Origin of the sequence: Streptomyces sp. NPDC001027 (assembly GCF_040299045.1) — a bacterium.
Classification (GTDB): domain Bacteria; phylum Actinomycetota; class Actinomycetes; order Streptomycetales; family Streptomycetaceae; genus Streptomyces.
In genome coordinates this window covers 20,144-40,410 of the sequence record NZ_JBEPBI010000005.1, presented here as the reverse complement: position 1 = coordinate 40,410, position 20,267 = coordinate 20,144, and the positions used below count along the sequence as shown (strand labels likewise).

Sequence of the window (20,267 nt, the reverse complement as noted above, 5' to 3'; positions counted from 1 at the left end):
GGTTTGACGCGGCCGTGCTGACGCGGGGATCCGGACACGCGGGGGTTGCGAGACCCCCGCGCTCCACGCCCTGGTCGCGTCCCTAGTACCCCTGGTTGTGGGGGTAGTGGCCCTGGTGCTGTGCGTCGTGCTGCGCGCCGCCGTACGGCTGCTGTTGCTGCGGGGGCTGCTGCTGCCACTCCTGGGGGTACTGCTGCTGCGGGTACTGCTGGCCGTAGTACTCGTTCTCGTAGGTCTGGCCCTGGCCGCCCTGCTGGCCGTGCCCGTTCTGCTGGCCGTGGTGGCCCTGCTGCTCGCGCCGGCCCTGCTCGCCGTACGGCTGATGCTGGTTGATGCGGCGGAGCTGGGTCGTGGCGTCGTCCATGACCGGGGGCTGCCCGTACGGCTGCTGCTGCGCCTGCTGGGCGGGCTGCTGCGCGGCCGGGGCGTTGCGGGCCTCCTTGCGGGCCTTGAGCACCTCGATGACCACCGGCACGACCGAGATGAGGACGATCAGGACGAGGATCGCCTCGACGTTCTCCTTGATGAGGTCGATCTGGCCGAGGAAGTAGCCCGCGACCGTGACGCCCGTGCCCCAGAGGACGCCGCCGACCACGTTGTACGTGATGAACGTGCGGTACTTCATACGGCCGGCGCCGGCGATGATCGGCGCGAAGGTGCGCACGATGGGGACGAATCGGGCGAGGACGATGGCCTTGGGGCCGTACCGCTCGATGAACTCGTGGGCCTTCTCCAGGTTCTCCTGTTTGAAGAGCTTGGAGTCGGGCCGGCTGAACAGCTTCGGCCCGAAGAACTTGCCGATCAGGTAGCCCACCTGGTCGCCGAGGACGGCCGCGACCACGATCAGGGTGCACACCAGCCACAGCGGCTGGTGGATCCACTTGCCGTCGGCGACCAGCAGACCGGCGGTGAACAGCAGGGAGTCGCCCGGCAGAAAGGCGAACAGGCCCGACTCGGCGAAGACGATGACCAGGATGCCGACCAGGCCGAACGTCGAGATCAGATAGTCCGGAGTAATCCACTCGGGGCCGAGGGCGAGGGTAGTCACGGGTTCCGGGCTCCTGTGGGGTGAAGGCGGTCGGTGGGCGACCTGACCGCCCAAAGCTATCAACGAGCCGCCGCGGGACCAGGTTCCCAGGGGTTCCCCCAGGATGCACCGTGCCCTTCCTTGGGCAAACCTGTGAACATGGGCATCGATGATTACGGCGGCGGGCAGGGCCCCGAGCCGGACGTACTGGTCGTCACCACGAACGACGTACCCGGCTTCCGGGTGCAGCAGGTCATCGGCGAGGTCTTCGGGCTCACGGTGCGCTCCCGGCACCTCGGCAGCCAGATCGGCGCGGGTCTGAAGTCGATGATCGGCGGCGAGCTCAAGGGGCTGACGAAGACCCTGGTGGAAACCCGCAACCAGGCCATGGAAAGGCTGGTGGAGCAGGCACGCGCGCGCGGCGCGAACGGCGTGCTGGCGTTCCGCTTCGACGTGACGGAGGCGGCCGACGTGGGCACCGAGGTGTGCGCCTACGGGACGGCGGTGGTCCTGGCCCGGGAGTGACCCCGGGCCAGGACCGGCGGGCCTTCCCGGCCGGCCCTACGAGGCGTGCCGTGCCGCGTTCGCCGTGATCGCCTCCTTGAGGTGCGCGGCGAGCCCCGGGCGCATCGAGTCGTAGTACGCCTTGAAGCGCTCGTCGGCGACGTACATCTCGCCCAGGCACACGTGCATCTCGTGGGGGCAGTCGTAGTACCAGGCGGTGATGTGCCTCCGGTGTTCCTCGGCCATGTCCATGGCCGCCTCGCCGGCCGGCGGCTCCCCCGCGTCCATCAGCGCCGCGTAGCGCTCGCTCCAGTCGTGGACCTCGGCCTGGACGCGTCTCCAGTCCTCCTTGGTGTAGCGGGCGGCCCGGCGCTGCGACTCGGCGTAGGCCTCGGTGCCGCCCCAGCGCCGCTCCGCCTCCTCGGCGTACTGCTCCGGGTCCTTGTCGCCGAAGACCTCGAACCGCTCCTCGGGTGTGAGATTGACGCCCATCTTCTTCGCCTCCATGGCGTGTTCCACGGCCTCGGCCATCTTCTGCAGCTTCTCGATCCGGGCGGTCAGCAGTTCGTGCTGGCGGCGCAGGTGCGCGCGCGGGTCGGCCGCCGGGTCGTCGAGCAGGGCCGCGACCTCCTCGAGCGGGAAGCCGAGCTCGCGGTAGAACAGGATCTGCTGCAGCCGGTCGAGGTCGGCGTCGTCGTAGCGCCGGTGACCCGCGTGGCTGCGCCCGCCGGGGACGAGCAGGCCGATGTCGTCGTAGTGGTGCAGCGTGCGCACCGTGACACCGGCGAATCCGGCGACCTCTCCCACGGAGTAGCTCACTTCGTCCGCTCCCTTCTCGGTATGCGCTCCACCGTGCGTCCTCACGCCGCGTGAGGTGCAAGCGGGTCCGCGCCCCGTCTGCCGCAGCCCGGGTGTCGTGTCCGCTTTGCCCGCTTATCGTGAGCCCGTGGCCCAGGACACCGCACAGCAGCCGCCCCGCCCTCCGGCGACCCCGGTACGCACCCTGCTGCCGTCGATCCTGCCCGCCCTCACCATCGGCGTGCTGGCGAGCCTGCTGCTCCTGTTGGTGGAGGGGGCGGCCGACCGACTCCAGGACGTGCTGTGGCAGGACCTCCCGGACGCGCTGGGCGTGGGCCGGTACTCCGTGCTCTGGATGATGGTCATGCTCACCATGACGGGTGTGCTGGTGGGGCTGGTGGTGTGGAAGGCCCCGGGGCACGCCGGCCCCGATCCGGCGACGATGGGGCTGGACGCGCGCGTGCTGCCGCCGGTGGTCCTGCCCGGACTGCTGGTGGCGACGGCGCTGATGCTGGCGGGCGGGCCGAGTCTGGGCCCGGAGAACCCGATCATCGCCGTCAACGTGGCGGTCGTCTTCTGGCTGGGTCACCGTTTGCGGCCGGCCGCGCCGGGCGCGGTGTGGGTGATGCTGGCGGAGGCGGCGACCATCGGCGCGCTCTTCGGCACGCCGGTGGCGGCGGCGCTGCTGATCTCCGAGGCGCTGGCGGGACGGCAGACCAAGGGGCCGTTGTGGGACAGCGTCTTCACCCCGCTGGTCGCCGCCGCGGCCGGCGCGATGACGACCACCCTGCTGGCCGATCCCAGCTTCGACATGCACCTGCCCCCGTTCGGTCAGCCCGGCTGGGCCGACCTGCTGGCGGCGACGGTGGTCGCGTCGGTCGGCGCGCTGCTCGGCATGTGCGGCGTCTACGCCTTCCCGTACGTCCACGGCGCCTTCGCGCGGCTGCGGCACCCGATGCTGATCCTCCCGGCCGGCGGGGTCGTGCTGGGCCTGCTGGCGGCCCTGGGCGGCCATCTGACGCTCTTCAAGGGGCTGGACGAGGTCGCGGAGCTCGCCGCCGACCCCGACGGCTGGACGGCCGGTCAGTTCGCCACGATGACGGTGGTGAAGATGGCCGCGATGGTGGTGGCGGCGACCTCCGGGTTCCGGGGCGGGCGGATCTTCCCGGCCGTGTTCGTCGGCTCCGCCCTCGGTCTCACCGCCCACGCGCTCGTGCCGGCCGTCCACCCCGCGGTGGGCGTGGCCACCGGGGTGCTGGGCATCCTGCTGGCCATCACCCGGCAGGGCTGGGTGAGCCTTTTCGTCGCCGCCGTCCTGGTCTCCTCGCCCTCGATCATCGCCCTGCTCTGCATCGCCTCGCTGCCGGCCTGGCTGCTGGTGACGGGTCGGCCGCAGATGCAGCTGCGGGAGGACGGGACCTCGGTCCGCTGACACCCCGTCCGGCCCTGCGGGAGGCCGACGGGTCCGGCCGTGCGGGAGGCGCCGCCGGCTCGGGACGGGACCGCGGCGACCGGGTCCCGCCGCCGCCCGCCCTCAGCGGCTCATGCGACTGAACTTCCGCACGGCGAGCGGGAAGAAGACCGCCAGCAGGGCCAGCGGCCAGCCCACGGCCGTCCACACCTGGCCGGGGTCCGCGCCCGTGCCGCCGAACAGGCCGCGCACCGCCGTCGCCGTGCGGGACATCGGGTTCCACTCGACGGCCGTGCCCAGCCAGTCGGGCATGGAGGCGGGCGCGGCGAGGGCGTTGGAGAGGAAGCCGACCGGCCAGACGAGGATCTGCACGGCCTGCACCATCTCCGGCCTCCCCGCCACCAGCGCCAGATGGATGCCGACCCACAGCATCGCGAAGCGGAACAGCAGGAGGAGTCCCAGCGCGCCCAGGAAGGCGCCCGGTCCGCCCTGGGGCCGCCAGCCGAGCGCCAGGCCGACGGCGATCAGCACGACCATGCTCACGGCCGACTGGAGCATGTCGGCCGCCGAACGGCCCACCAGGACGGCGCCGTCGGCCATCGGCATCGCGCGGAAGCGGTCGACGACGCCCTTGTTGAGGTCCTGGGTGACGGCGACCATCGTGCCCTCCAGGCCGAAGGCCATGGTGAGCGCGAGCATGCCGGGCATCAGGTAGTCGAGGTATGCGCCGTCGACCCCGCGGCCGCCGCCGACCAGGTAGCCGAACATCAGCAGCAGCATCACCGGGAAGACGAACCCGACGGCCAGCCGGCCCGGCTGGCGTGCCCAGTGGGCGAGTTCACGGCGGGTCATGGTCCAGCAGTCGGTCAGGGCGTACGCGTAGCCGCTCACACGGCCTCCTTCACGGGGTCGTCCGCGCGGTCCTCGCGGCCGGTCAGGTGCAGGAAGGCCTCGTCCAGCGTGGGGCGGCGCAGGGCCACGTCCTCCGCCTCGATCCCGGCCTCCTCCAGGGCGCGGACGACGCCGAAGAGGGCGGCCATCCGGTCGGTGACGGGTGCGCTGAGCAGACGGCGGTCGACGTCGACGGTGACGTGCTCCTCGGGCAGGGGCAGCAGGGCGACCGCGGCTCCCAGGAGGCCCGCGTCGCGCAGGACGACGTCGATGCGGTCGCCGCCGGTCAGCGCCTTGAGCTCGTCCGCCGTGCCGTCGGCGATCACCCGGCCGCGGTCGACGACGCAGATGCGGTCGGCCAGCTGGTCGGCTTCTTCCAGGTACTGGGTGGTGAGCACCACCGTCGTCCCCCCGCCGACGAGCGAGCGGACCGCGGACCAGACCTCGGCGCGTCCGCGCGGGTCGAGTCCGGTGGTCGGCTCGTCCAGGAAGAGCACCTCGGGGTCGGCGCCGTGCCGGCCGCCGATGAGGGAGGCCGCGAGGTCCAGTCGGCGGCGCATGCCGCCGCTGTAGGAGCGGACCGGTTTGCGGCCGGTGGCGGCGAGGCCGAAGCGCTCGAGGAGTTCGGCGGCGCGCACGCGCGCGTGGCGGGCGCCGAGACGGTGCAGGCGTCCGAACAGCTCCAGGTTCTGCCGGCCGTCCAGTTCCTCGTCGAGGGCGGCGTGCTGGCCGAGCAGACCGATGCGCCGGCGGACCTCGCGGGCCTCGGTCAGCACGTCGTGGCCGGCCACCTCGACGCGTCCGGCGTCCGGTCGCAGCAGCGTGGACATGATTCTGACCAGGGTCGTCTTGCCCGCGCCGTTCGGTCCGAGCACCCCCTGCACGGTGCCGCGGGTCACCGTGAGGTCGAGCCCGTCCAGTGCCCGCGTCTCCCCGTACCTCTTGTGGACGCCGTCGACGGTGATCGCCGTGTCGGCCATGGAAACCCCCATTCCTCCGCTAGTCAAACTTGACTACAGGCGCAAAGGTAAACCCGGCCGACCTCAGTCGTCAAACTTGATTAGCGCCAGTCCCCCGGATGCCGCTCCCTCGTCGCGTACGGGTTCTCCTCGCCCGGCGCGAGCACGCCGACGAACGGCTCGCCCTCCCCCGCGAAGGTGTAGGCGCCGCCCTCGATGCGCGCGATCAGGCCGCGGGCCCACTCCGCCTCGGCGTCCGCCGTGTGGACCCAGAGGTTCATGATCTCGCCGATGTGGCCCAGCTGTGCGGGGCCCTCCTCGGGGACGTAGTGCTCGGTCACGGCCGAGCGCCACTCGTCGATGCCGCGCACGCGCTCCTTCAGGAGCGAGACGGCCTCCGCGCGCGGGAGGTCCACCACGAAGCCGATGGCGGCCGACTTCACGTCCGTCTTCTGGTCGTAGGAGACCAGCGCCTCGCGCAGCAGCCGGAAGTACTCCTCGACGCCCGCCTCGGTGACCTCGTACTCGGTGCGCGGCGGGCCGCCGGCGGTGGACGGGGCCGTCTCGTGCTCACGCAGCAGGCCCTGCTTCGCCATCTGCTTCAGGGCGTGGTAGATCGAGCCCGGCTTGGCGTTGGACCACTCGTGGGCGCCCCAGTACTCCAGGTCGCTGCGCACCTGGTAGCCGTGGGCCCGCCCGTGCTGGCGCACGGCGCCCAGGACGAGGAGACGGATCGCTGACATGCGCCCAGGTTAGGGCGTGACGTCCGGGCGCCCGGCGGCGCCCGGACGGCCGCCGGGCCTTGGAGCGCGCCCTAGAAGGGGAAGCCGCTGCGGCCGTGCTGGACCGAGATCCACTTGGTGGTGGTGAAGGACTCCAGGGTGGTCTCGCCGTTGAGACGGCCCACGCCGGAGTTCTTCTCGCCGCCGAACGGGACGATCGGCTCGTCGTGCACGGTGGCGTCGTTGACGTGGAACATGCCGGTCACGACCTGCTTGGCGAAGGCGACGCCGCGCTCGACGTCACGGGTGTGGACGGCGCCGCTCAGGCCGTAGGGGGTGTCGTTGGCGATGCGCAGGGCCTCCTCCTCGCCGTCGAAGGCGTTGATGAAGGCGACCGGGCCGAAGACCTCCTGCTGGAGCAGGGCGGAGCCGAGGGGCAGGTCGGCGAGGACGGACGGCTCGACGAGGTTGTCGGTGGTCGCTCCGTGCAGCAGGACGGTCGCGCCCTCGGCGATCGCCTGCGCGACCGCACCGGAGACGGCCTCCGCCTGCTGGGAGTTGATGACCGGGCCGATGAGGGTCTGCGGGTCGCGCGGGTCGCCGGCCTTCAGCGTCCGCACCTTGGCGACGAACTTCTCGGTGAACTCGTCGGCGAGCGAGCGGTCGACCAGGATGCGGTTGGCGGCCATGCAGACCTGGCCCTGGTGGACGAAGCGGCTGAAGACGGCCGCGTCCACGGCGTAGTCCACGTCGGCGTCGTCGAGGACGACGAAGGCGCTGTTGCCGCCGAGTTCGATGACGGACCGCTTGAAGTGCGAGGCGGCGACCGTCGCGACGTGCCGGCCGACCTTGTCGGAGCCGGTGAAGGAGATGACCCGCGGGACCGGGTGCTCCAGGAAGGCGTCGCCGATCTCGGCGATGTCGGTCACCACGACGTTCAGCAGGCCCGGGGGCAGACCGGCGTCCTCGAACAGCTTGGCGATCACGGTGCCGCCGGAGACCGGGGTGTTCTGGTGCGGCTTGAGCACCACGGCGTTGCCGAGGGCCAGCGCGGGGGCGACGGACTTCAGCGACAGCAGGAACGGCACGTTGAAGGGGCTGATCACGGCGACCACGCCGACCGGCTCGCGGTAGACGCGGTTCTCCTTGCCGTCGACCGGCGAGGGGAGGATGCGGCCCTCGGGGCGCAGCGACAGGTGGATCGACTCGCGCAGGAACTCCTTGGCGAGGTGGAGCTCGAAGGCGGCCTTGCCGAGGGTGCCGCCGGCCTCGGCGACGAGGACCTCGCTGATCTCCGCCTCGCGCTCCTCGACCAGCCGCAGCGCCTTCTCGAAGACCGAGCGGCGGGCGTAGGCGTTGGTGGCGGCCCACTGCCGCTGCGCGCGGGCGGCGGCCTGGTACGCCTCGTCGACCTCGTCGACGGTGGCGATGGTGATCGAGGCGAGCTTCTCGCCGTCGTAGGGGTTGAAGTCGATGATGTCCCAGGAGCCCGTCCCCGGACGCCACTTGCCGTCGATGTACTGCTGGGCCAGGTCGGTGAAGTACGACGTCGACATGTGATCCCTCAATCCCCTGCTGCGAACGGCTGCGATCGATCGGCGTCACGATCTGATCACACGTCATCGTACGGGTGATTGAAGGGAGTTGGAGGGTTTACCGAAGCCTGTGGGGGAATCCCCCGAGGCCGCGGGGTCAGGAGAGCTGGATCAGGCCACGGAGCAGGTCCCGGCTCTCGTCCGGTCCGGGGCTGTCCTGCTGCAGTTCCTTCAGGGCGAGTTCGTACTGTGCGACGTCCTCGCGCTTGTCCAGATAGAGGGCGCTGGTGAGCTGCTCCAGGTAGACCACGTCCGACAGGTCGGACTCGGGGAAGCTCAGGATGGTGAAGGCCCCGGACTCGCCGGCGTGCCCGCCGAAGCTGAACGGCATCACCTGCAGACGGACGTTGGGCCGCTCGGAGACGTCGATCAGGTGCTGGAGCTGCCCGCGCATCACCTCGCGGTCGCCGTACGGCCGGCGCAGCGCGGCCTCGTCGAGGACGATGTGGAAGTCCGGGGCGTTCTCCGCGACGAGGCACTTCTGGCGCTCCAGGCGCAGCGCCACGCGCCGGTCGACGTCGGCGGCGCTCGCGCCCCTCATGCCGCGGCTGACGACGGCGTGGGCGTACGCCTCGGTCTGCAGCAGACCGTGCACGAACTGCACCTCGTAGACGCGGATCAGGGCGGCCGCGCCCTCCAGGCCGACATAGGTGGGGAACCAGTTGGGCAGCACGTCCGAGTAGCTGTGCCACCAGCCCGCCACGTTGGCTTCACGGGCCAGGCCGACGAGCGCGTTGCGCTCCGCGTCGTCCGTGATGCCGTACAGCGTCAGCAGGTCTTCCACGTCACGGGTCTTGAAGCTCACCCGGCCCAGTTCCATCCGGCTGATCTTCGACTCCGACGCCCTGATCGAGTATCCCGCCGCCTCGCGCGTGACGCCGCGGGCCTCACGCAGCCGTCGTAGTTGCGAGCCGAGCAGCATCCGCCGCACCACCGATCCGGGCTCTCCCGCGCTCACGTTCGCCAGCCTCCCCAACCGTCCTAGGGGCCGCAGTCTGCCACTAAAACACTTCGAGCAGTACTCGTCCGATTACAGAGATGGAACAAACTCAAAGCATACGCACAGAGCGATGCGAAGGAAGAGTGAGGAGAAAGCAAGAGAAGTGGCGGCGATGAGAGAGAAGTTGGCGGAAAAAATGGCCAAGAAGCGGTACGGGCGGGTCCATTTCGGTCACGTGCACGTGCATCTGCCCTTGCATCCGCAGTGCGCATCAGAAACCATGGTCCCGCGCCACCGCTGCATCGCAACGACCGCGAATCCCGGGAGTGCCTCGCATGGGGACGAATGGATCGACCATGCTCGAGCCGTTACGGCAGGGCCTTCCGCCGCTGGATCCCGCGGCCGTGTCCGACGCCGCCTCCTGCTCCCTGCCGGCCCGCTACGAAGCCGTGCGCGAGGCACGGCGGTTCACCCGGCACACGCTCGGCCAGTGGGACGTGGAAGACCGGTTCGACGACGTGTGTCTGGTCGTCTCCGAGCTGGTGACCAACGCGCTGAGACACGGACTGTGCTCCGACGACGCCCCCCGGGCGCCTGACCGGCGGCAGCCGCCCGTGCGGCTGCACCTGATGCGCTGGACCGAGCGGCTGGTGTGCGCGGTGCGCGACCCCAGCCACGACAGCCCCGCGCCGCAGGAGGGCGAGGACTTCTCCGCCGAGTCCGGGCGAGGGCTGTTCCTCGTGGACTCCTTCGCCGACAGCTGGGGCTGGCAGCCGCTCTCCGGCAGTCTGGGCGGCAAGGTGGTCTGGGCGCTGTTCCGGCTGCCCGCACAGGCCGAATGACGCAGCGCCGCCGGCGCGCCCACGCCCTGGCTCTACGCGCGTTGCGGGCCGGTTCGCGCCGACAGGTCCGGCGCGGGGCGCCGGGCGGGAGCGTCAGCTGCCGATCAGGTGGTCGAACTCGCCGTCCTTGATGCCCAGAAGCATGGCCTCGATCTCCGCGCGCGTGTAGACGAGCGCCGGACCGTCGGGGAAGCGCGAGTTGCGCACCGCGACGTCGCCTCCCGGCAGTCGCGCGAACTCCACGCAGGAGCCCTGCGAGTTGCTGTGCCGGCTCTTCTGCCAGGCAACCCCGTACAGCTGTGTGGCCGTCATGCCGTTGTACACGTCGTGCCCCCCGTCAACGTGGTGGTCCACAGGTCGCTCCCTGGTGGTGCACTGGCTTGTGTGGCCATTGGTGCCGTTGTCAACTGTCCCGGATCATAACCCCGTTCACATGCAGTCGCATGAGCAGATGCACGTGCACGCGCGGTGCCTGAGTGGTTACAGCTGTGACGCCCGCTTTACCGACGCCGTTCCGTCCGGCCGGGCGTCGGGAGGTGCTCCGGAGAGTCGTCCGGATCGAACTGCTCATGTACGGGGACAGACGCGCGCGGGGGCCTTCGTGTTCCGTCGACGCGGAAACGACGTGGAACCGGATCACCCCGCGGGGAGCCCCCGCGACGGCTGCGGGGGCCTTCCCGAAGCGGCGGTTCCGGCGGACGCCGGCCGTCCGCTCGGACCCGTGGACGACGGTCCCACGCGACGGCTGTGCCACCGTCCGACCACGGTCCGACAGACCGGACGCCACCCCTGCCCCTGCAATGCCCCGCGACTCCCCCGCTCCTCACCGCGGGACGACGACGGCGGCCGCCCCCGCGTACGACCCGGAGGTCGGCGCGGGGGCGGGGCGGGACGGCTCGCCGCATCAGGGCCGGGTCGGCTCACCGCCGCAGGGTGACTGCGTCCAGACCATCGGCGTGAGTAGACGATATGGGGGGTGTCCCCCGTACGAGTGCGTGAGGCTTCGTACGGAGGACGGTGGGCCTGGGCTACGGCAGGCGACGCGTGCGCGCCGGGCCCGGGTGGACGGGACCGGCGCGTACAGGACAGGCGTGCGCCCAGGGGCCGAAAGCAGCGCCCCGGGCCGCCCCGGGGGGCGAATCAGCGTGCGGCGCTGTAGGGGAGCAGGGCCATCTCGCGGGCGTTCTTGACGGCCCGGGCGAGTCGGCGCTGCTGCTGGGCGGAGACGCGGGTCACCCGGCGGCTGCGGATCTTGCCCCGGTCGGAGAGGAACTTCCGCAGCAGGTCGGTGTCCTTGTAGTCGACGTAGGCGACGCCCGCCTCGTCCAGGGGATTGGGGCGGGCCTTGGCGGGCTTGCGGTCGGGCTTGCGGGGCACGGGGTCAGACCTCCAGGAGGGTGTCGAAGGCGGGCGGCAGTCGCTTCCAGGCCGTGCGGCCGGCGGCGTACTCGGCGTCGGTGAGCAGACAGGACTCCAGGAGCCGGGCGAGGCCGTCGCGGTCCAGGCCGGGAGACGTGAAGACCAGGTGCTGACAGCAGTCGCCGTGCTCGGGGTGCCAGTCGAGGGCGGCCGCGGCGCGGCGCACCGGCGGGACCAGGTCCCAGGCCGCGTCGGGGAGGGACGCCAGCCACGGGCCGGCCGACTCCACGCACAGGGCGCCGCCCGCCGCGTCCCAGTGGAGCAGCACGTCGGGCTTGTCGGCGAGCCAGAACCGGCCCCGGCTGCGGGCGGCCGCGCAGGTCAGGTCCTCCAGCGCCGCGTACAGCCGCTCCGGGTGGAAGGGCCGGCGCCGGTGCCAGACGAAGGTGCTCACACCGTGCGCGTCGGCCTCGGCGGGGAGCAGCGCGCAGGCGGGATGCTGGGCCGCGGCGGCGGCCTCCGCGTCGAATCCGGCCAGCACGGCCTGGGTCAGCGGCGACCGGGGGTCCGCGCCCTCGCCGGGCGCGACCCGGATCTGGCGGGCCGTCGGGTGCAGCTGCGCCAGCAGCTCGCGGTCCTCGTCGTCGGCCTCCACGGAGTCGACGACCGCCAGCACGGGGGCGTACTCCAGCTGCCGCGCGAAGGTGTCGGCTACGGTGCGCTGGTCGCTGGCGGCCGCGGCGAGGCCGCAGTCGGCGAGGTCGTCGCCGTTGCCCAGGCAGGGCAGGAGCAGCGCCGGGTCGACGGCCGTGACGACGCCGGTGACGGTGAGCCCGCCGGCGACCACTGTCTCGGCCATGGCCTTGGGCTCTACGGAGTCCCACAGCTCGACGACCGCGAGGCGGGTGACGCCGTCGTCCGCGAGGCGGCGCAGCTCCGGCACCAGGTCCTCGCGCAGGGCGCAGCAGGCGCAGTCGTCGACCAGGGGCGTCTCACCGGCGGAGAGAATGCCGGCGGCGTCCCTGACGGTGCGTACGACCGTGCCCGCCGCGGCCGTCGCGAGGTCGTGGTGCAGGGCGACGCTGCGCGGCACGTCGGCGAGCAGGCGCGCGACGGTCGCCCGGCGGGCGTCGGCGTGCAGCCCGCCGACGATCACGACGGACAGGCTCACGCCCCGCCCTGCTTCCCGTAACGCCGCTCGAAGCGCTCGACGCGGCCGGCCGTGTCCAGCACGCGCGCGGCGCCGGTGTGGAAGGGGTGGCTGACGTCGGAGATCTCGACGTCGACGACGGGGTACGTGACGCCGTCCTCCCATACGACCGTCCGGTCGCTGCTCATGGTGGAGCGGGTGAGGAAGGCGTGGTTCGCGGCACGGTCGCGGAAGACCACGGGTCCGTAGGGCGGATGGATCTCGTTGCGCATGGTCAGCGCTCCTCTCGGAAATCGACGTGACGGCCGGCGACGGGGTCGTACTTGCGCAGGGTCATGCGGTCGGGGTCGTTACGGCGGTTCTTGCGGGTCACGTAGGTGAATCCGGTCCCCGCGGTGGACTTGAGCCTGACGACCGGACGGAGTTCGTTGCGAGCCATGCTGCTATGTTACTGAAAATGAATCCCATTAGCGATAGCGTTCCAGGAGAGGTACGTCACCCATGTCCGCGCACTGCATGCTGACCGGCGCCCGGCCCGGCTTCGGCAACCGCATCTCCCGCTCCCACCGGCGCACCTCGCGCCGCTTCGACCCGAACGTGCAGAGCAAGCGGTACTGGCTGCCGAGCGAAGGCCGGCACGTACGGCTGCGGCTGAGCACGAAGGGGATCAGGACCGTCGACGCGATCGGCGTCGAGGCGGCCGTGGCGCGGATCCGCGCACGGGGGGTGCGGGTCTGATGGCGAAGAAGAGCAAGATCGCGAAGAACGACCGGCGCCGGGCGATCGTCGCGCGGTACGCGGCGCGCCGGGCCGAACTGAAGGAGACGATCCGGCGGCCGTCGTCCACGGACGCGGAACGCGAGGCGGCGCAGCGGGAGCTGCGCGCGCAGCCGCGGGACGCCAGTGCGACGCGGGTGCGCAACCGGGATCAGACGGACGGCCGCCCGCGCGGGTACTTCCGGACCTTCGGGCTGTCCCGGGTGGGTCTGCGGGAGCAGGCGCACGCGGGGCATCTGCCGGGGGTGCGCAAGTCCTCCTGGTAGGCGGGTCCTCGTGGCGGCCGGGTCCTCATGGTGGCACCGGGTCCCGGGTCGCTGACCGGACTTGCTGGTAGCTTGCTGCGGTCCTTGAGGTCCAGGTTCTTCGGTCCGAGCTCGGGAGCGTGCAGTGACTTCGGCGATCTTCTCGCGGGGCGCGTCCCGCCGTGCGGTGCGGGCCGCGGCGGTGGCCGCCGCGCTGGCGGGCGCGCTCGCACTGACCGCGTGCAGCGGCGACGGGGGGTCCGGGGACGGCTCCGCGACCACCCCGGCGGCGACGGCGGACAGCGGCGGTCCGGGCGGTGCGACGGCGTCGCCGTCCGACTCCGTCTCCGCTTCGGACGAGCTGGAGGGCAGCTGGCTCGCCACGAAGGACGGCAAGGCCGTCGCCCTCATCGTCACGGGGAAGCAGGCCGCCCTCTTCGTGACCGGCGGGAGCGTGTGCAGCGGGACCGCCGGCAAGCAGGCGGGCATGCGGATGATCCGTCTGACGTGCACGGTCGGCAAGGACGACCGCACGAGCGGCATGGTCGACTCCGTCGACGCGAAGTCCCTCGAGGTCACCTGGACCGGCGCCGCCGGCAAGGAGACGTTCACCAGGGCGGACGGCGGCCAGTGGCCGTCGGGTCTGCCGACGGCCGGGATGGGATAGCCGCCGGTCGGCGGTCGTCGCGGCGGCCCGGCCGGCGGCGGGTCCGGCCGCGCGGGGGCTATGCCCGGGGGGTCTGCCCTTGCGGTGCGGCGTCGGTTCTCGTGTGGAGCACCGCGCGGGCCTGCTCCGCCGCGCGGACGGTGCTCTCGCTGACGAAGTCCAGGAAGCGGGCGATGTTCTCGAGGCGGACGGCGGCCGGGGTCGCGGAGCCGAGGATCCCGACGCCCTGCCGTGCGATCTCGATCACCTGGGTGAGCGCCCGGGCGCTGGCCAGCATCGACTGGTACCAGACGTCGTCGTCGACGACGTAGCGCTCGCGGCGGCGGTCGTCGCGCTCCCGGCGGACGAAGGCCTGCTCCTCGAGGTACGTGATCGCCTTGGAGACGGACGCGGGGCTGACCTGGAGGCGCTGCACGAGATCGGACGCGGTGAGGCTGCCCGTGTCGGTGAGGGTGAGGCAGGCCATCACCCTGGACATCATCTTCGGCATGCCCGAGGCCATGAGGACGGTGGTGAACGCCTCCTCGTACTCGCGCACGGCCTCTGCGTCGCGTCCGTGGGCCTGCGGGATCGTGTCCGGACCGCGGGGGGCCGTCTGCCTGCGGCGGTGGGCGCGGCGCTCGGTCGCCCGGTGGGCCAGATCGGCGCGGTAGGCGGTGGGGCCGCCGTTGCGCATCACCTCGCGCGTGATCGTCGAGGTGGGACGGTCGAGCCGCCTGGCGATCTCCGCGTAGGCGAGGCCGTCGGCCAGCCCCGACGCGATCTGCTGGCGTTCCTGCTGGGTGAGTCTGCCTCCGGGCATCGCGGCCTCCTTCGTGCGGGCCTCCTTCATGCGCCCGGATGCCGCCAGTTTAGCGTTCACCGACATACATTGCAACGGATTTGAGCCCTGCGCGTTGCATTGCTTTCCAATCCATTGCAATGATTACTGAGCTGCCACCTGCAGTAACTCTGATTTTGCGCAACGAACTTGTTGCCGACACCAAGAACGCAACGTAGCTTTTCCTCTGTCGGAAACACTAACGAACACAGGAGAGCACGATGCAGAAGTTCGCCGCCGCCGCCCCGGTCTCCGTCGTCCTCGACGTCCCCGCGGGGCGTGTCCGCTTCATCGCCGCCGACCGGGCCGACGCCACCGTCGAGGTGCTTCCCGCGGACGCCTCCAGGAGCCGCGACGTGAAGGCGGCGGAGGAGACCTCGGTCGACTTCGCCGACGGCGCCCTGCGGATCACGGCCCCCGCGAAGAACCAGCTGCTGGGGGCCTCCGGAGCCCTGGACGTGACCGTCCAGCTGCCCGCCGGCTCGCACGTCGAGGCCACGACCGCCGCCGGCGAGTTCCGCGGCGTCGGACGGTTCGGCGACGTCACCGTCGAGGGCGCGCAGGGCACGGTCAAGATCGACGAGGCCGCGAGCGCCCGCCTCACCCTCCTCGACGGCGACGTCTCGGTCGGCCGCCTCACCGGCCCCGCCCGGATCAGCACCCAGAAGGGCGACCTGCACGTCGCCGAAGCCGTGCACGGCGAGGTCGTCCTGCGCACCGAGGCCGGCTCCATCTCCGTCGGCGCCGCACGCGGCGTCTCCGCCTCACTCGACGCCGGCACCGCCCACGGCCGGATCCACAACGCCCTCGCCAACACCGACGGCGCCGCGGCCGGCCTCGCCATCCACGCGACCACCGCCTACGGCGACATCACCGCCGGCAGCCTCTGAACAGCCGGACGTCCGTCAGGACGGGGGCGCGCGGCGTGGGACCGCGCGCGTGCGTGATGATCCTTCGAGCACCGTCACCAGATCCGAGGGACCACACATGCGCGCCGTTCCCATCACCGTCACCGCTCTCGCCGCGGCCCTGCTCCTCACCGCCTGCGGAGGCGGGGACGACAGCGGCTCCGGCGGCGACGAGAGCAAGGCCGCCGCCTCCTCCCCCGGGGCCGCCGGATCCGCCTGCGCGGCCGCCGACCTCGGCCAGGAGGTCGGCCCCGTCGACGCCGCGCCCGCCGCCGGGGACACCGGCAACGTCACCGTCACGCTCACCAACAAGGGCAAGGAGTGCACCCTGGCCGGCTTCCCCAAGGTCGAGCTCCAGGCCGGCGACGACTCCGCGACCGCGGCGCAGGACGAGGCCGCCGCGCCGCAGCCCCTGACCCTCCCGGCGCAGGGCACCGCCTCGTTCACGATCACCTATGTGCGCGGCTCGGGCAGCGGCGACAAGTCCCTCGCCGTCAAGACCGTCAAGTACGGCCTCCCGCAGGCCTCGTCCACCGCGGACTTCCCCTGGTCGTACGGTGACGTCGCGCTCAAGAGCAAGGGCGTGGCGGACGCCACGGTCAGCTCCTTCCACCCGGCGGGCGACTGACCGGATCCGCCCGGCGCGCGGTCACGGCAGACGGGGCCGGGACCGCACGCCGGCCCGGTCCGCCGCTTCGGCGCCCTCGGTCCAGCCCGCCTCGTCGGTGACGCCGCGCAGACGGGTGGAGACCGTCCGCGGGAACATGCGGTCCGTCGCCGCCGTGACCGCGACCTCGCGGGAGGCGAGGACCGGCAGCAGGTCGTCGCTGACCTGCGCCTCGGCGGCGGCCGTGAGGCGGGCGCCGACCCGGTGGGCGTACGCGGCGAGGAACGACTGGCGGAAGGTCTTGGTCCGTCGGCGGCCGCTCGCCCGCTGCGCCGCCTCCGCCTTCGCCATCGCCGACTGCGCCTGCACCAGCAGCGAGGTGTAGAGCAGTTCCACCGCCTCGAGGTCCGCCTCGAAGCCGACGACCGTGGAGAAGGCGAACGGCTCGTTCCACACCGCCCGGCAGTGGTTGGCGGCGGCGACCGCGTCCAGCAGCACCGCCTTGGCCTGCTCGTACGGCGGCTCGACGCCGATCCGGCAGGCGCCGGGCGCGTCCGGGGCCGGGGCCGCGGCGTCGAGCAGGGCCTCGTCGACGCTGTGTCGGGCCATCAGCTCCTGCGCCTTCGCCGTGAGCGCCTCGGCCTCCTCCGGGAAGCCGGTCGCCTCGGCCTTGGCGAGCAGCGCGCGGATGCGGGTGAGCATGCGGGTGGAGGAGTCCGGCCCTGACCCCGCCGTCGGGCCCCGTCCCGGTCCCCGCTCGGGCCCGTGCTCGTCGAGGGGGTCGAGGCCGGGCAGGCGCAGCAGCAGACGGTAGAGCTCCAGGACCGCCGTGGCCTGCGAGAAGCGGTCCGCGGAGGGCGGCGGACCGGCCGGCAGCTCCGCGAGCTGGGCCGCCCAGCGGGCGCCGCGCGCCCGGTCGTCGCGCGCCTGCGCGCGGATCAGCGCCGTGACGAGGCCCACGTGGGGGCCGTCCAGATCGCGCCGCACGATCCGCACGAGGTCCGCGGGCTGCCAGCCGCGCCGCCAGAGCGCCGCCACGAACTCCGTGCCGCGCCGCGTGAGTTCCGCGTCCGCGGCGGGATCGGCGGCGAGGAGGGACGCGCCGGAGTCGAGGGCGGCGTCGGCCGTGTCGTAGAGGGCGGCCCGCAGGGCGCGTTCGACGGCGCCGGCCGGGTCGCTGCTGGTGCTGCTCACCGTTCGATCGTGCCATGCGCCGCCCGGGCACTTTCCGCGGCGCTGTCAGACCCCCCTGCCACACTCGCGGTATGGCCGACCGGTGGGCGCTCGCTCCGACCGAGGACGGTGGCGTGGAAGTCGCCCCCCTCGGTCCCGACGGCCTGCCCGCCGGCCCCTCGCTGCGGGAGCCGGATCCGGCGCGGGCCGTGCGGGAGCGGCCGGGCGTCGTGCGCTGGGTCTGGCGTTCCACGTCCGAGGTCTATCCGCGCCTGCTCGACGCGGGCGTGCGGGTCGAGCGGTGCTACGACGTGGAGGACGCCGAGACGCTGCTGCTCGGCCACGAGGGCCGGTCCGGCGAGCCCCGGTCCGCGGCCGCCGCGCTGGCCCGGCTGCGCGGCGGCCCCGTACCGCCGGACCCGCCGCAGCGCTCGGCCGAGCCCGGCGCCCAGTCCTCGCTGTTCGAGCCGCGTGCCGCCGCGGGGCTGCCGCTGGCGGACCTCCTGGCCGTCTACGCCGAGCAGCAGCGCAGACACGAGCGGGCCGAGCACCCGGCACGGATGCGGCTGCTGACGGCGTCCGAGTCGGCGGGGATGCTGGTGGCCGCCGAGATGAACCGGGCCGGGCTGCCGTGGAGCGCGCAGGTGCACCGCGCGCTCCTGGACGACCTGCTCGGCGAGCGGTACGCGGGCGGCGGCGAGCCCCGGCGGCTGGCGGAGCTCGCGGACGAGGTGTCCGCCGCCTTCGGCCGCCGCGTCCGCCCCGACCTGCCGGCCGACGTGGTGAAGGCCTTCGGCCAGGCCGGGATCCGGGTGCGGTCCACCAGGCGCTGGGAGATCCAGTCCGTCGACCATCCGGCCGTGAAGCCGCTGCTGGAGTACAAGAAGCTGTACCGCATCCGGGTGGCCCACGGATGGTCGTGGCTGCAGGACTGGGTGCGGGACGGCCGGTTCCGACCGGAGTTCCTCGCGCACGGCACGGTCACCGGGCGCTGGGTCACCAACGGCGGGGGCGCCCTGCAGATCCCGAAGGTCATCCGGCGTGCGGTGGTCGCCGACCCCGGGTGGCGGTTCGTGGTCGCCGACGCCGACCAGATGGAGCCGCGCGTGCTGGCGGCGATCTCCCGCGACCCCGGTCTGATGGAGGTCGCGGGCCGGGAGAGCGACCTCTACCAGTCCGTCTCGGACCGCGCCTTCTCCGGGGACCGCGACCAGGCCAAGATCGCCGTGCTCGGCGCGGTCTACGGGCAGACCTCCGGCGACGGCCTGAAGAACCTCGCCGCCCTGCGCCGCCGCTTCCCGCGCGCGGTGGAGTACGTCGACGAGGCGGCCCGGGCCGGCAAGGAGGGCCGGCTGGTGCGGACCTGGCTCGGCCGGACATGCCCGCCGGCGGTCGGGGCAGGCGAGGCCGAGGAGGCCGGCATCCCCGTCGACGACCCCGGGGGCCCCGCCGAGGAGGACGGCGCCGACGACCGCCAGTGGACGCCCGGTTACGCCTCCACCGACGCCCGCGCGCGCGGCCGGTTCGCCCGCAACTTCGTCGTCCAGGGCAGCGCCGCCGACTGGGCGCTGCTGCTGCTCGCCGCACTGCGGCGGGCCTGTGCGGACATGGCGGCGGAACTGGTCTTCTTCCAGCACGACGAGGTGATCGTGCACTGTCCTCAGGAGGAGGCCGACACGGTCGTCGCGGCGATCCGGGAGGCGTCCGACCTGGCCGGGCGGCTGACGTTCGGGGACACGCCGGTGCGGTTTCCGTTCACCACGGCGGTCGTGGAGTGCTACGCCGACGCCAAGTGAGCGGTCCGGCCACGACACGAGGGGGGTGGCCGGGGCGCTCAGGTCCCGCCGTAGTCTCGGACGGTCCTGCCCGCGGGCCCGAGACCGTGGGCCCGTCCCGTCCCAGGAGACGCCGTGCCCTTCCGCTGTGCCGTACTCGACGACTTCCAGAACGTCGCGACAACCATGGCCGACTGGTCCGCGCCCGGCGAGGACGTGGAGGTCGTCCCGTTCACCGAGCACTTCGGCGAGGAGGACGAACTCGCCGCGGCGCTGGCCGACTTCGACTGCGTGGTCACCCTGCGCGAGCGCGTCGCCTTCCCTGCGTCGTTGCTGGACCGGCTCCCCCGGCTGCGGCTGCTGATCGCCTCCGGCATGCGCAACTCGGTGATCGACTTCCCGGCGGCGAAGGCGAACGGGGTGACGGTCTGCGGCACCGAGAGCTCGTCGACCCCGCCGGTCGAGCTGACCTGGGCGCTGCTGCTCGGTCTCGCGCGCGGGCTGGTGCAGGAGAGCACCGCGCTGCGCGAGGGCGGCCCCTGGCAGTCGACGGTGGGCGCGGACCTGCACGGGCGGCGGCTCGGGCTGCTGGGCCTTGGGAAGATCGGCGCCCTGGTGGCCCGGGTGGGCCTCGCCTTCGGCATGGAGGTGAGCGCCTGGAGCCAGAACCTGACGGAGGAACGGGCGCGGGAGGTCGGCGTGCGGGCGGCCGCCTCGAAGGAGGAGCTGCTGTCCGAGAGCGACTTCGTGTCGGTCCATCTCGCGCTGGGCGAGCGCACCCGGGGGCTGCTCGGCCCCGCCGAGCTCGCGCTGCTCAAGCCGACGGCCTACCTGGTGAACACCTCGCGCGCGGCCGTCGTCGACCAGGAGGCGTTGCTGGCGGCGCTGCGGGAGGGGCGGATCGCGGGCGCGGGGGTGGACGTCTTCGACGTCGAACCGCTCCCCGCCGGTCACCCCATGCGGACGGCTCCCCGTCTGCTCGCCACTCCCCACCTCGGGTACGTGTCCCGGGCCAACTACGAGCGCTACTACGGACAGGCGGCGGAGGGCGTCCGCGCCTACCTGACGGGGTCACCGGTACGGGTGCTGGGCTAGCC

24 protein-coding genes are annotated in these 20,267 nt (G+C 72.6%); 10 read left to right on the top strand and 14 right to left on the bottom strand.

Annotation, left to right across the window (positions count from 1 at the left end; translation table 11 throughout):
• Nucleotides 1-82 precede the first annotated feature (82 nt).
• Nucleotides 83-1,048 carry a DedA family protein gene (locus ABT300_RS03365; protein ID WP_351671436.1) on the bottom strand — a complete coding sequence of 322 codons (966 nt, stop codon included), beginning with the start codon at nt 1,046-1,048 and terminating at the stop codon, nt 83-85.
• Between the two features lie 138 nt (nt 1,049-1,186).
• Here ABT300_RS03365 and ABT300_RS03360 point away from each other — a divergent pair, with 138 nt between their 5' ends.
• Nucleotides 1,187-1,552 (top strand): YbjQ family protein, encoded by a 366-nt coding sequence (locus ABT300_RS03360; protein WP_107448815.1) that lies wholly within the window; start codon nt 1,187-1,189, stop codon nt 1,550-1,552.
• Between the two features lie 36 nt (nt 1,553-1,588).
• Here the strand turns inward: ABT300_RS03360 and ABT300_RS03355 are convergent, their stop codons facing one another.
• Nucleotides 1,589-2,350, bottom strand: a complete 762-nt coding sequence (locus tag ABT300_RS03355; RefSeq protein WP_351671432.1) for a MerR family transcriptional regulator — start codon at nt 2,348-2,350, stop codon at nt 1,589-1,591.
• Between the two features lie 127 nt (nt 2,351-2,477).
• Between ABT300_RS03355 and ABT300_RS03350 the strand changes: the two genes are divergently transcribed.
• Nucleotides 2,478-3,761 carry an ion channel protein gene (locus ABT300_RS03350; RefSeq protein WP_351671429.1) on the top strand — a complete coding sequence of 428 codons (1,284 nt, stop codon included), beginning with the start codon at nt 2,478-2,480 and terminating at the stop codon, nt 3,759-3,761.
• Nucleotides 3,762-3,863: 102 nt separating this feature from the next.
• Here ABT300_RS03350 and ABT300_RS03345 read toward each other — a convergent pair whose 3' ends face one another.
• From ABT300_RS03345 to ABT300_RS03325, 5 genes are all read right to left on the bottom strand, one after another.
• Nucleotides 3,864-4,592, bottom strand: coding sequence for an ABC transporter permease (locus ABT300_RS03345; protein WP_351671588.1), 729 nt, complete (start codon nt 4,590-4,592; stop codon nt 3,864-3,866).
• Between the two features lie 35 nt (nt 4,593-4,627).
• Nucleotides 4,628-5,611: an ATP-binding cassette domain-containing protein gene (locus ABT300_RS03340; protein WP_351671427.1), complete on the bottom strand. Its 984-nt coding sequence runs from the start codon at nt 5,609-5,611 to the stop codon at nt 4,628-4,630.
• Nucleotides 5,612-5,691: 80 nt separating this feature from the next.
• Nucleotides 5,692-6,333: a PadR family transcriptional regulator gene (locus ABT300_RS03335; RefSeq protein ID WP_351671424.1), complete on the bottom strand. Its 642-nt coding sequence runs from the start codon at nt 6,331-6,333 to the stop codon at nt 5,692-5,694.
• Nucleotides 6,334-6,404: 71 nt separating this feature from the next.
• A complete protein-coding gene (locus tag ABT300_RS03330) occupies nt 6,405-7,868 on the bottom strand; it encodes an aldehyde dehydrogenase family protein (RefSeq protein ID WP_351671421.1) in 1,464 nt (487 codons plus the stop codon).
• Nucleotides 7,869-8,004: 136 nt separating this feature from the next.
• Nucleotides 8,005-8,841, bottom strand: a complete 837-nt coding sequence (locus ABT300_RS03325; protein WP_502977873.1) for a Sco1979 family transcriptional regulator — start codon at nt 8,839-8,841, stop codon at nt 8,005-8,007.
• Nucleotides 8,842-9,182: 341 nt separating this feature from the next.
• Here ABT300_RS03325 and ABT300_RS03320 point away from each other — a divergent pair, with 341 nt between their 5' ends.
• On the top strand, nt 9,183-9,689 hold the full coding sequence (locus ABT300_RS03320; protein ID WP_351671418.1) for an ATP-binding protein: 507 nt from the start codon (nt 9,183-9,185) through the stop codon (nt 9,687-9,689).
• Between the two features lie 93 nt (nt 9,690-9,782).
• Here ABT300_RS03320 and ABT300_RS03315 read toward each other — a convergent pair whose 3' ends face one another.
• The 5 genes from ABT300_RS03315 to rpmG all read right to left on the bottom strand — a co-directional run bounded on the left by ABT300_RS03315 (nt 9,783) and on the right by rpmG (nt 12,637).
• Nucleotides 9,783-10,001, bottom strand: coding sequence for a DUF397 domain-containing protein (locus ABT300_RS03315; protein WP_057578095.1), 219 nt, complete (start codon nt 9,999-10,001; stop codon nt 9,783-9,785).
• An 828-nt stretch (nt 10,002-10,829) separates the two neighbouring features.
• Nucleotides 10,830-11,066, bottom strand: a complete 237-nt coding sequence (gene rpsR, locus ABT300_RS03310; RefSeq protein WP_351671415.1) for a 30S ribosomal protein S18 — start codon at nt 11,064-11,066, stop codon at nt 10,830-10,832.
• 4 nt (nt 11,067-11,070) lie between these two features.
• Nucleotides 11,071-12,219 carry a CobW family GTP-binding protein gene (locus tag ABT300_RS03305; protein ID WP_351671412.1) on the bottom strand — a complete coding sequence of 383 codons (1,149 nt, stop codon included), beginning with the start codon at nt 12,217-12,219 and terminating at the stop codon, nt 11,071-11,073.
• Nucleotides 12,216-12,470, bottom strand: coding sequence for a type B 50S ribosomal protein L31 (locus ABT300_RS03300; protein ID WP_351671409.1), 255 nt, complete (start codon nt 12,468-12,470; stop codon nt 12,216-12,218). Before ABT300_RS03300 ends, ABT300_RS03305 begins: the two co-directional genes overlap by 4 nt.
• A 2-nt stretch (nt 12,471-12,472) precedes the next feature.
• A complete protein-coding gene (gene rpmG / locus ABT300_RS03295; protein ID WP_266724813.1) occupies nt 12,473-12,637 on the bottom strand; it encodes a 50S ribosomal protein L33 in 165 nt (54 codons plus the stop codon).
• A 62-nt stretch (nt 12,638-12,699) separates the two neighbouring features.
• Here rpmG and rpmB point away from each other — a divergent pair, with 62 nt between their 5' ends.
• The 3 genes from rpmB (at nt 12,700) to ABT300_RS03280 (ending at nt 13,887) form a co-directional block, all read left to right on the top strand.
• Nucleotides 12,700-12,936, top strand: a complete 237-nt coding sequence (gene rpmB / locus ABT300_RS03290) for a 50S ribosomal protein L28 (protein WP_351671405.1) — start codon at nt 12,700-12,702, stop codon at nt 12,934-12,936.
• Entirely contained in the window at nt 12,936-13,241 is a 306-nt protein-coding gene (rpsN, locus tag ABT300_RS03285) for a 30S ribosomal protein S14 (RefSeq protein ID WP_351671402.1), read from the top strand. The genes rpmB and rpsN overlap by 1 nt, the downstream gene beginning before the upstream one ends.
• Nucleotides 13,242-13,365: 124 nt before the next feature.
• Nucleotides 13,366-13,887, top strand: a complete 522-nt coding sequence (locus tag ABT300_RS03280) for a hypothetical protein (RefSeq protein ID WP_351671399.1) — start codon at nt 13,366-13,368, stop codon at nt 13,885-13,887.
• A 58-nt stretch (nt 13,888-13,945) separates the two neighbouring features.
• Here ABT300_RS03280 and ABT300_RS03275 read toward each other — a convergent pair whose 3' ends face one another.
• Nucleotides 13,946-14,689: a GbsR/MarR family transcriptional regulator gene (locus tag ABT300_RS03275; protein ID WP_351671396.1), complete on the bottom strand. Its 744-nt coding sequence runs from the start codon at nt 14,687-14,689 to the stop codon at nt 13,946-13,948.
• Nucleotides 14,690-14,928: 239 nt separating this feature from the next.
• Between ABT300_RS03275 and ABT300_RS03270 the strand changes: the two genes are divergently transcribed.
• Nucleotides 14,929-15,597: a DUF4097 family beta strand repeat-containing protein gene (locus ABT300_RS03270; protein ID WP_351671393.1), complete on the top strand. Its 669-nt coding sequence runs from the start codon at nt 14,929-14,931 to the stop codon at nt 15,595-15,597.
• Nucleotides 15,598-15,694: 97 nt separating this feature from the next.
• Entirely contained in the window at nt 15,695-16,243 is a 549-nt protein-coding gene (locus ABT300_RS03265; protein WP_351671390.1) for a DUF4232 domain-containing protein, read from the top strand.
• Nucleotides 16,244-16,264: 21 nt separating this feature from the next.
• On the opposite strand, the gene ABT300_RS03260 is transcribed toward ABT300_RS03265, so the two are convergent.
• On the bottom strand, nt 16,265-17,416 hold the full coding sequence (locus ABT300_RS03260; RefSeq protein WP_351671387.1) for a DUF2786 domain-containing protein: 1,152 nt from the start codon (nt 17,414-17,416) through the stop codon (nt 16,265-16,267).
• 71 nt (nt 17,417-17,487) lie between these two features.
• Here ABT300_RS03260 and ABT300_RS03255 point away from each other — a divergent pair, with 71 nt between their 5' ends.
• Together ABT300_RS03255 and ABT300_RS03250 are read left to right on the top strand one after the other, a co-directional pair.
• The gene (locus tag ABT300_RS03255) at nt 17,488-19,191 is read left to right on the top strand and encodes a bifunctional 3'-5' exonuclease/DNA polymerase (RefSeq protein WP_351671384.1); all 1,704 of its coding nucleotides are present in this window, start codon (nt 17,488-17,490) and stop codon (nt 19,189-19,191) included.
• Between the two features lie 114 nt (nt 19,192-19,305).
• The gene (locus ABT300_RS03250; protein ID WP_351671381.1) at nt 19,306-20,265 is read left to right on the top strand and encodes a D-2-hydroxyacid dehydrogenase family protein; all 960 of its coding nucleotides are present in this window, start codon (nt 19,306-19,308) and stop codon (nt 20,263-20,265) included.
• Nucleotides 20,266-20,267: the final 2 nt, after the last annotated feature.

Bases quoted from the DNA above. Each gene is read 5' to 3' on its own strand.
- ABT300_RS03360 (WP_107448815.1), top strand. From the start codon at position 1,187: ATGGGCATCGATGATTACGGCGGCGGGCAGGGCCCCGAGCCGGACGTA.
- ABT300_RS03345 (WP_351671588.1), bottom strand. From the start codon at position 4,592: ATGACCCGCCGTGAACTCGCCCACTGGGCACGCCAGCCGGGCCGGCTG.
- ABT300_RS03340 (WP_351671427.1), bottom strand. From the start codon at position 5,611: ATGGCCGACACGGCGATCACCGTCGACGGCGTCCACAAGAGGTACGGG.
- ABT300_RS03335 (WP_351671424.1), bottom strand. From the start codon at position 6,333: ATGTCAGCGATCCGTCTCCTCGTCCTGGGCGCCGTGCGCCAGCACGGG.
- ABT300_RS03330 (WP_351671421.1), bottom strand. From the start codon at position 7,868: ATGTCGACGTCGTACTTCACCGACCTGGCCCAGCAGTACATCGACGGC.
- ABT300_RS03320 (WP_351671418.1), top strand. From the start codon at position 9,183: ATGGGGACGAATGGATCGACCATGCTCGAGCCGTTACGGCAGGGCCTT.
- ABT300_RS03315 (WP_057578095.1), bottom strand. From the start codon at position 10,001: ATGACGGCCACACAGCTGTACGGGGTTGCCTGGCAGAAGAGCCGGCAC.
- ABT300_RS03300 (WP_351671409.1), bottom strand. From the start codon at position 12,470: ATGCGCAACGAGATCCATCCGCCCTACGGACCCGTGGTCTTCCGCGAC.
- rpmG (WP_266724813.1), bottom strand. From the start codon at position 12,637: ATGGCTCGCAACGAACTCCGTCCGGTCGTCAGGCTCAAGTCCACCGCG.
- rpmB (WP_351671405.1), top strand. From the start codon at position 12,700: ATGTCCGCGCACTGCATGCTGACCGGCGCCCGGCCCGGCTTCGGCAAC.
- rpsN (WP_351671402.1), top strand. From the start codon at position 12,936: ATGGCGAAGAAGAGCAAGATCGCGAAGAACGACCGGCGCCGGGCGATC.
- ABT300_RS03275 (WP_351671396.1), bottom strand. From the start codon at position 14,689: ATGCCCGGAGGCAGACTCACCCAGCAGGAACGCCAGCAGATCGCGTCG.
- ABT300_RS03270 (WP_351671393.1), top strand. From the start codon at position 14,929: ATGCAGAAGTTCGCCGCCGCCGCCCCGGTCTCCGTCGTCCTCGACGTC.
- ABT300_RS03265 (WP_351671390.1), top strand. From the start codon at position 15,695: ATGCGCGCCGTTCCCATCACCGTCACCGCTCTCGCCGCGGCCCTGCTC.
- ABT300_RS03255 (WP_351671384.1), top strand. From the start codon at position 17,488: ATGGCCGACCGGTGGGCGCTCGCTCCGACCGAGGACGGTGGCGTGGAA.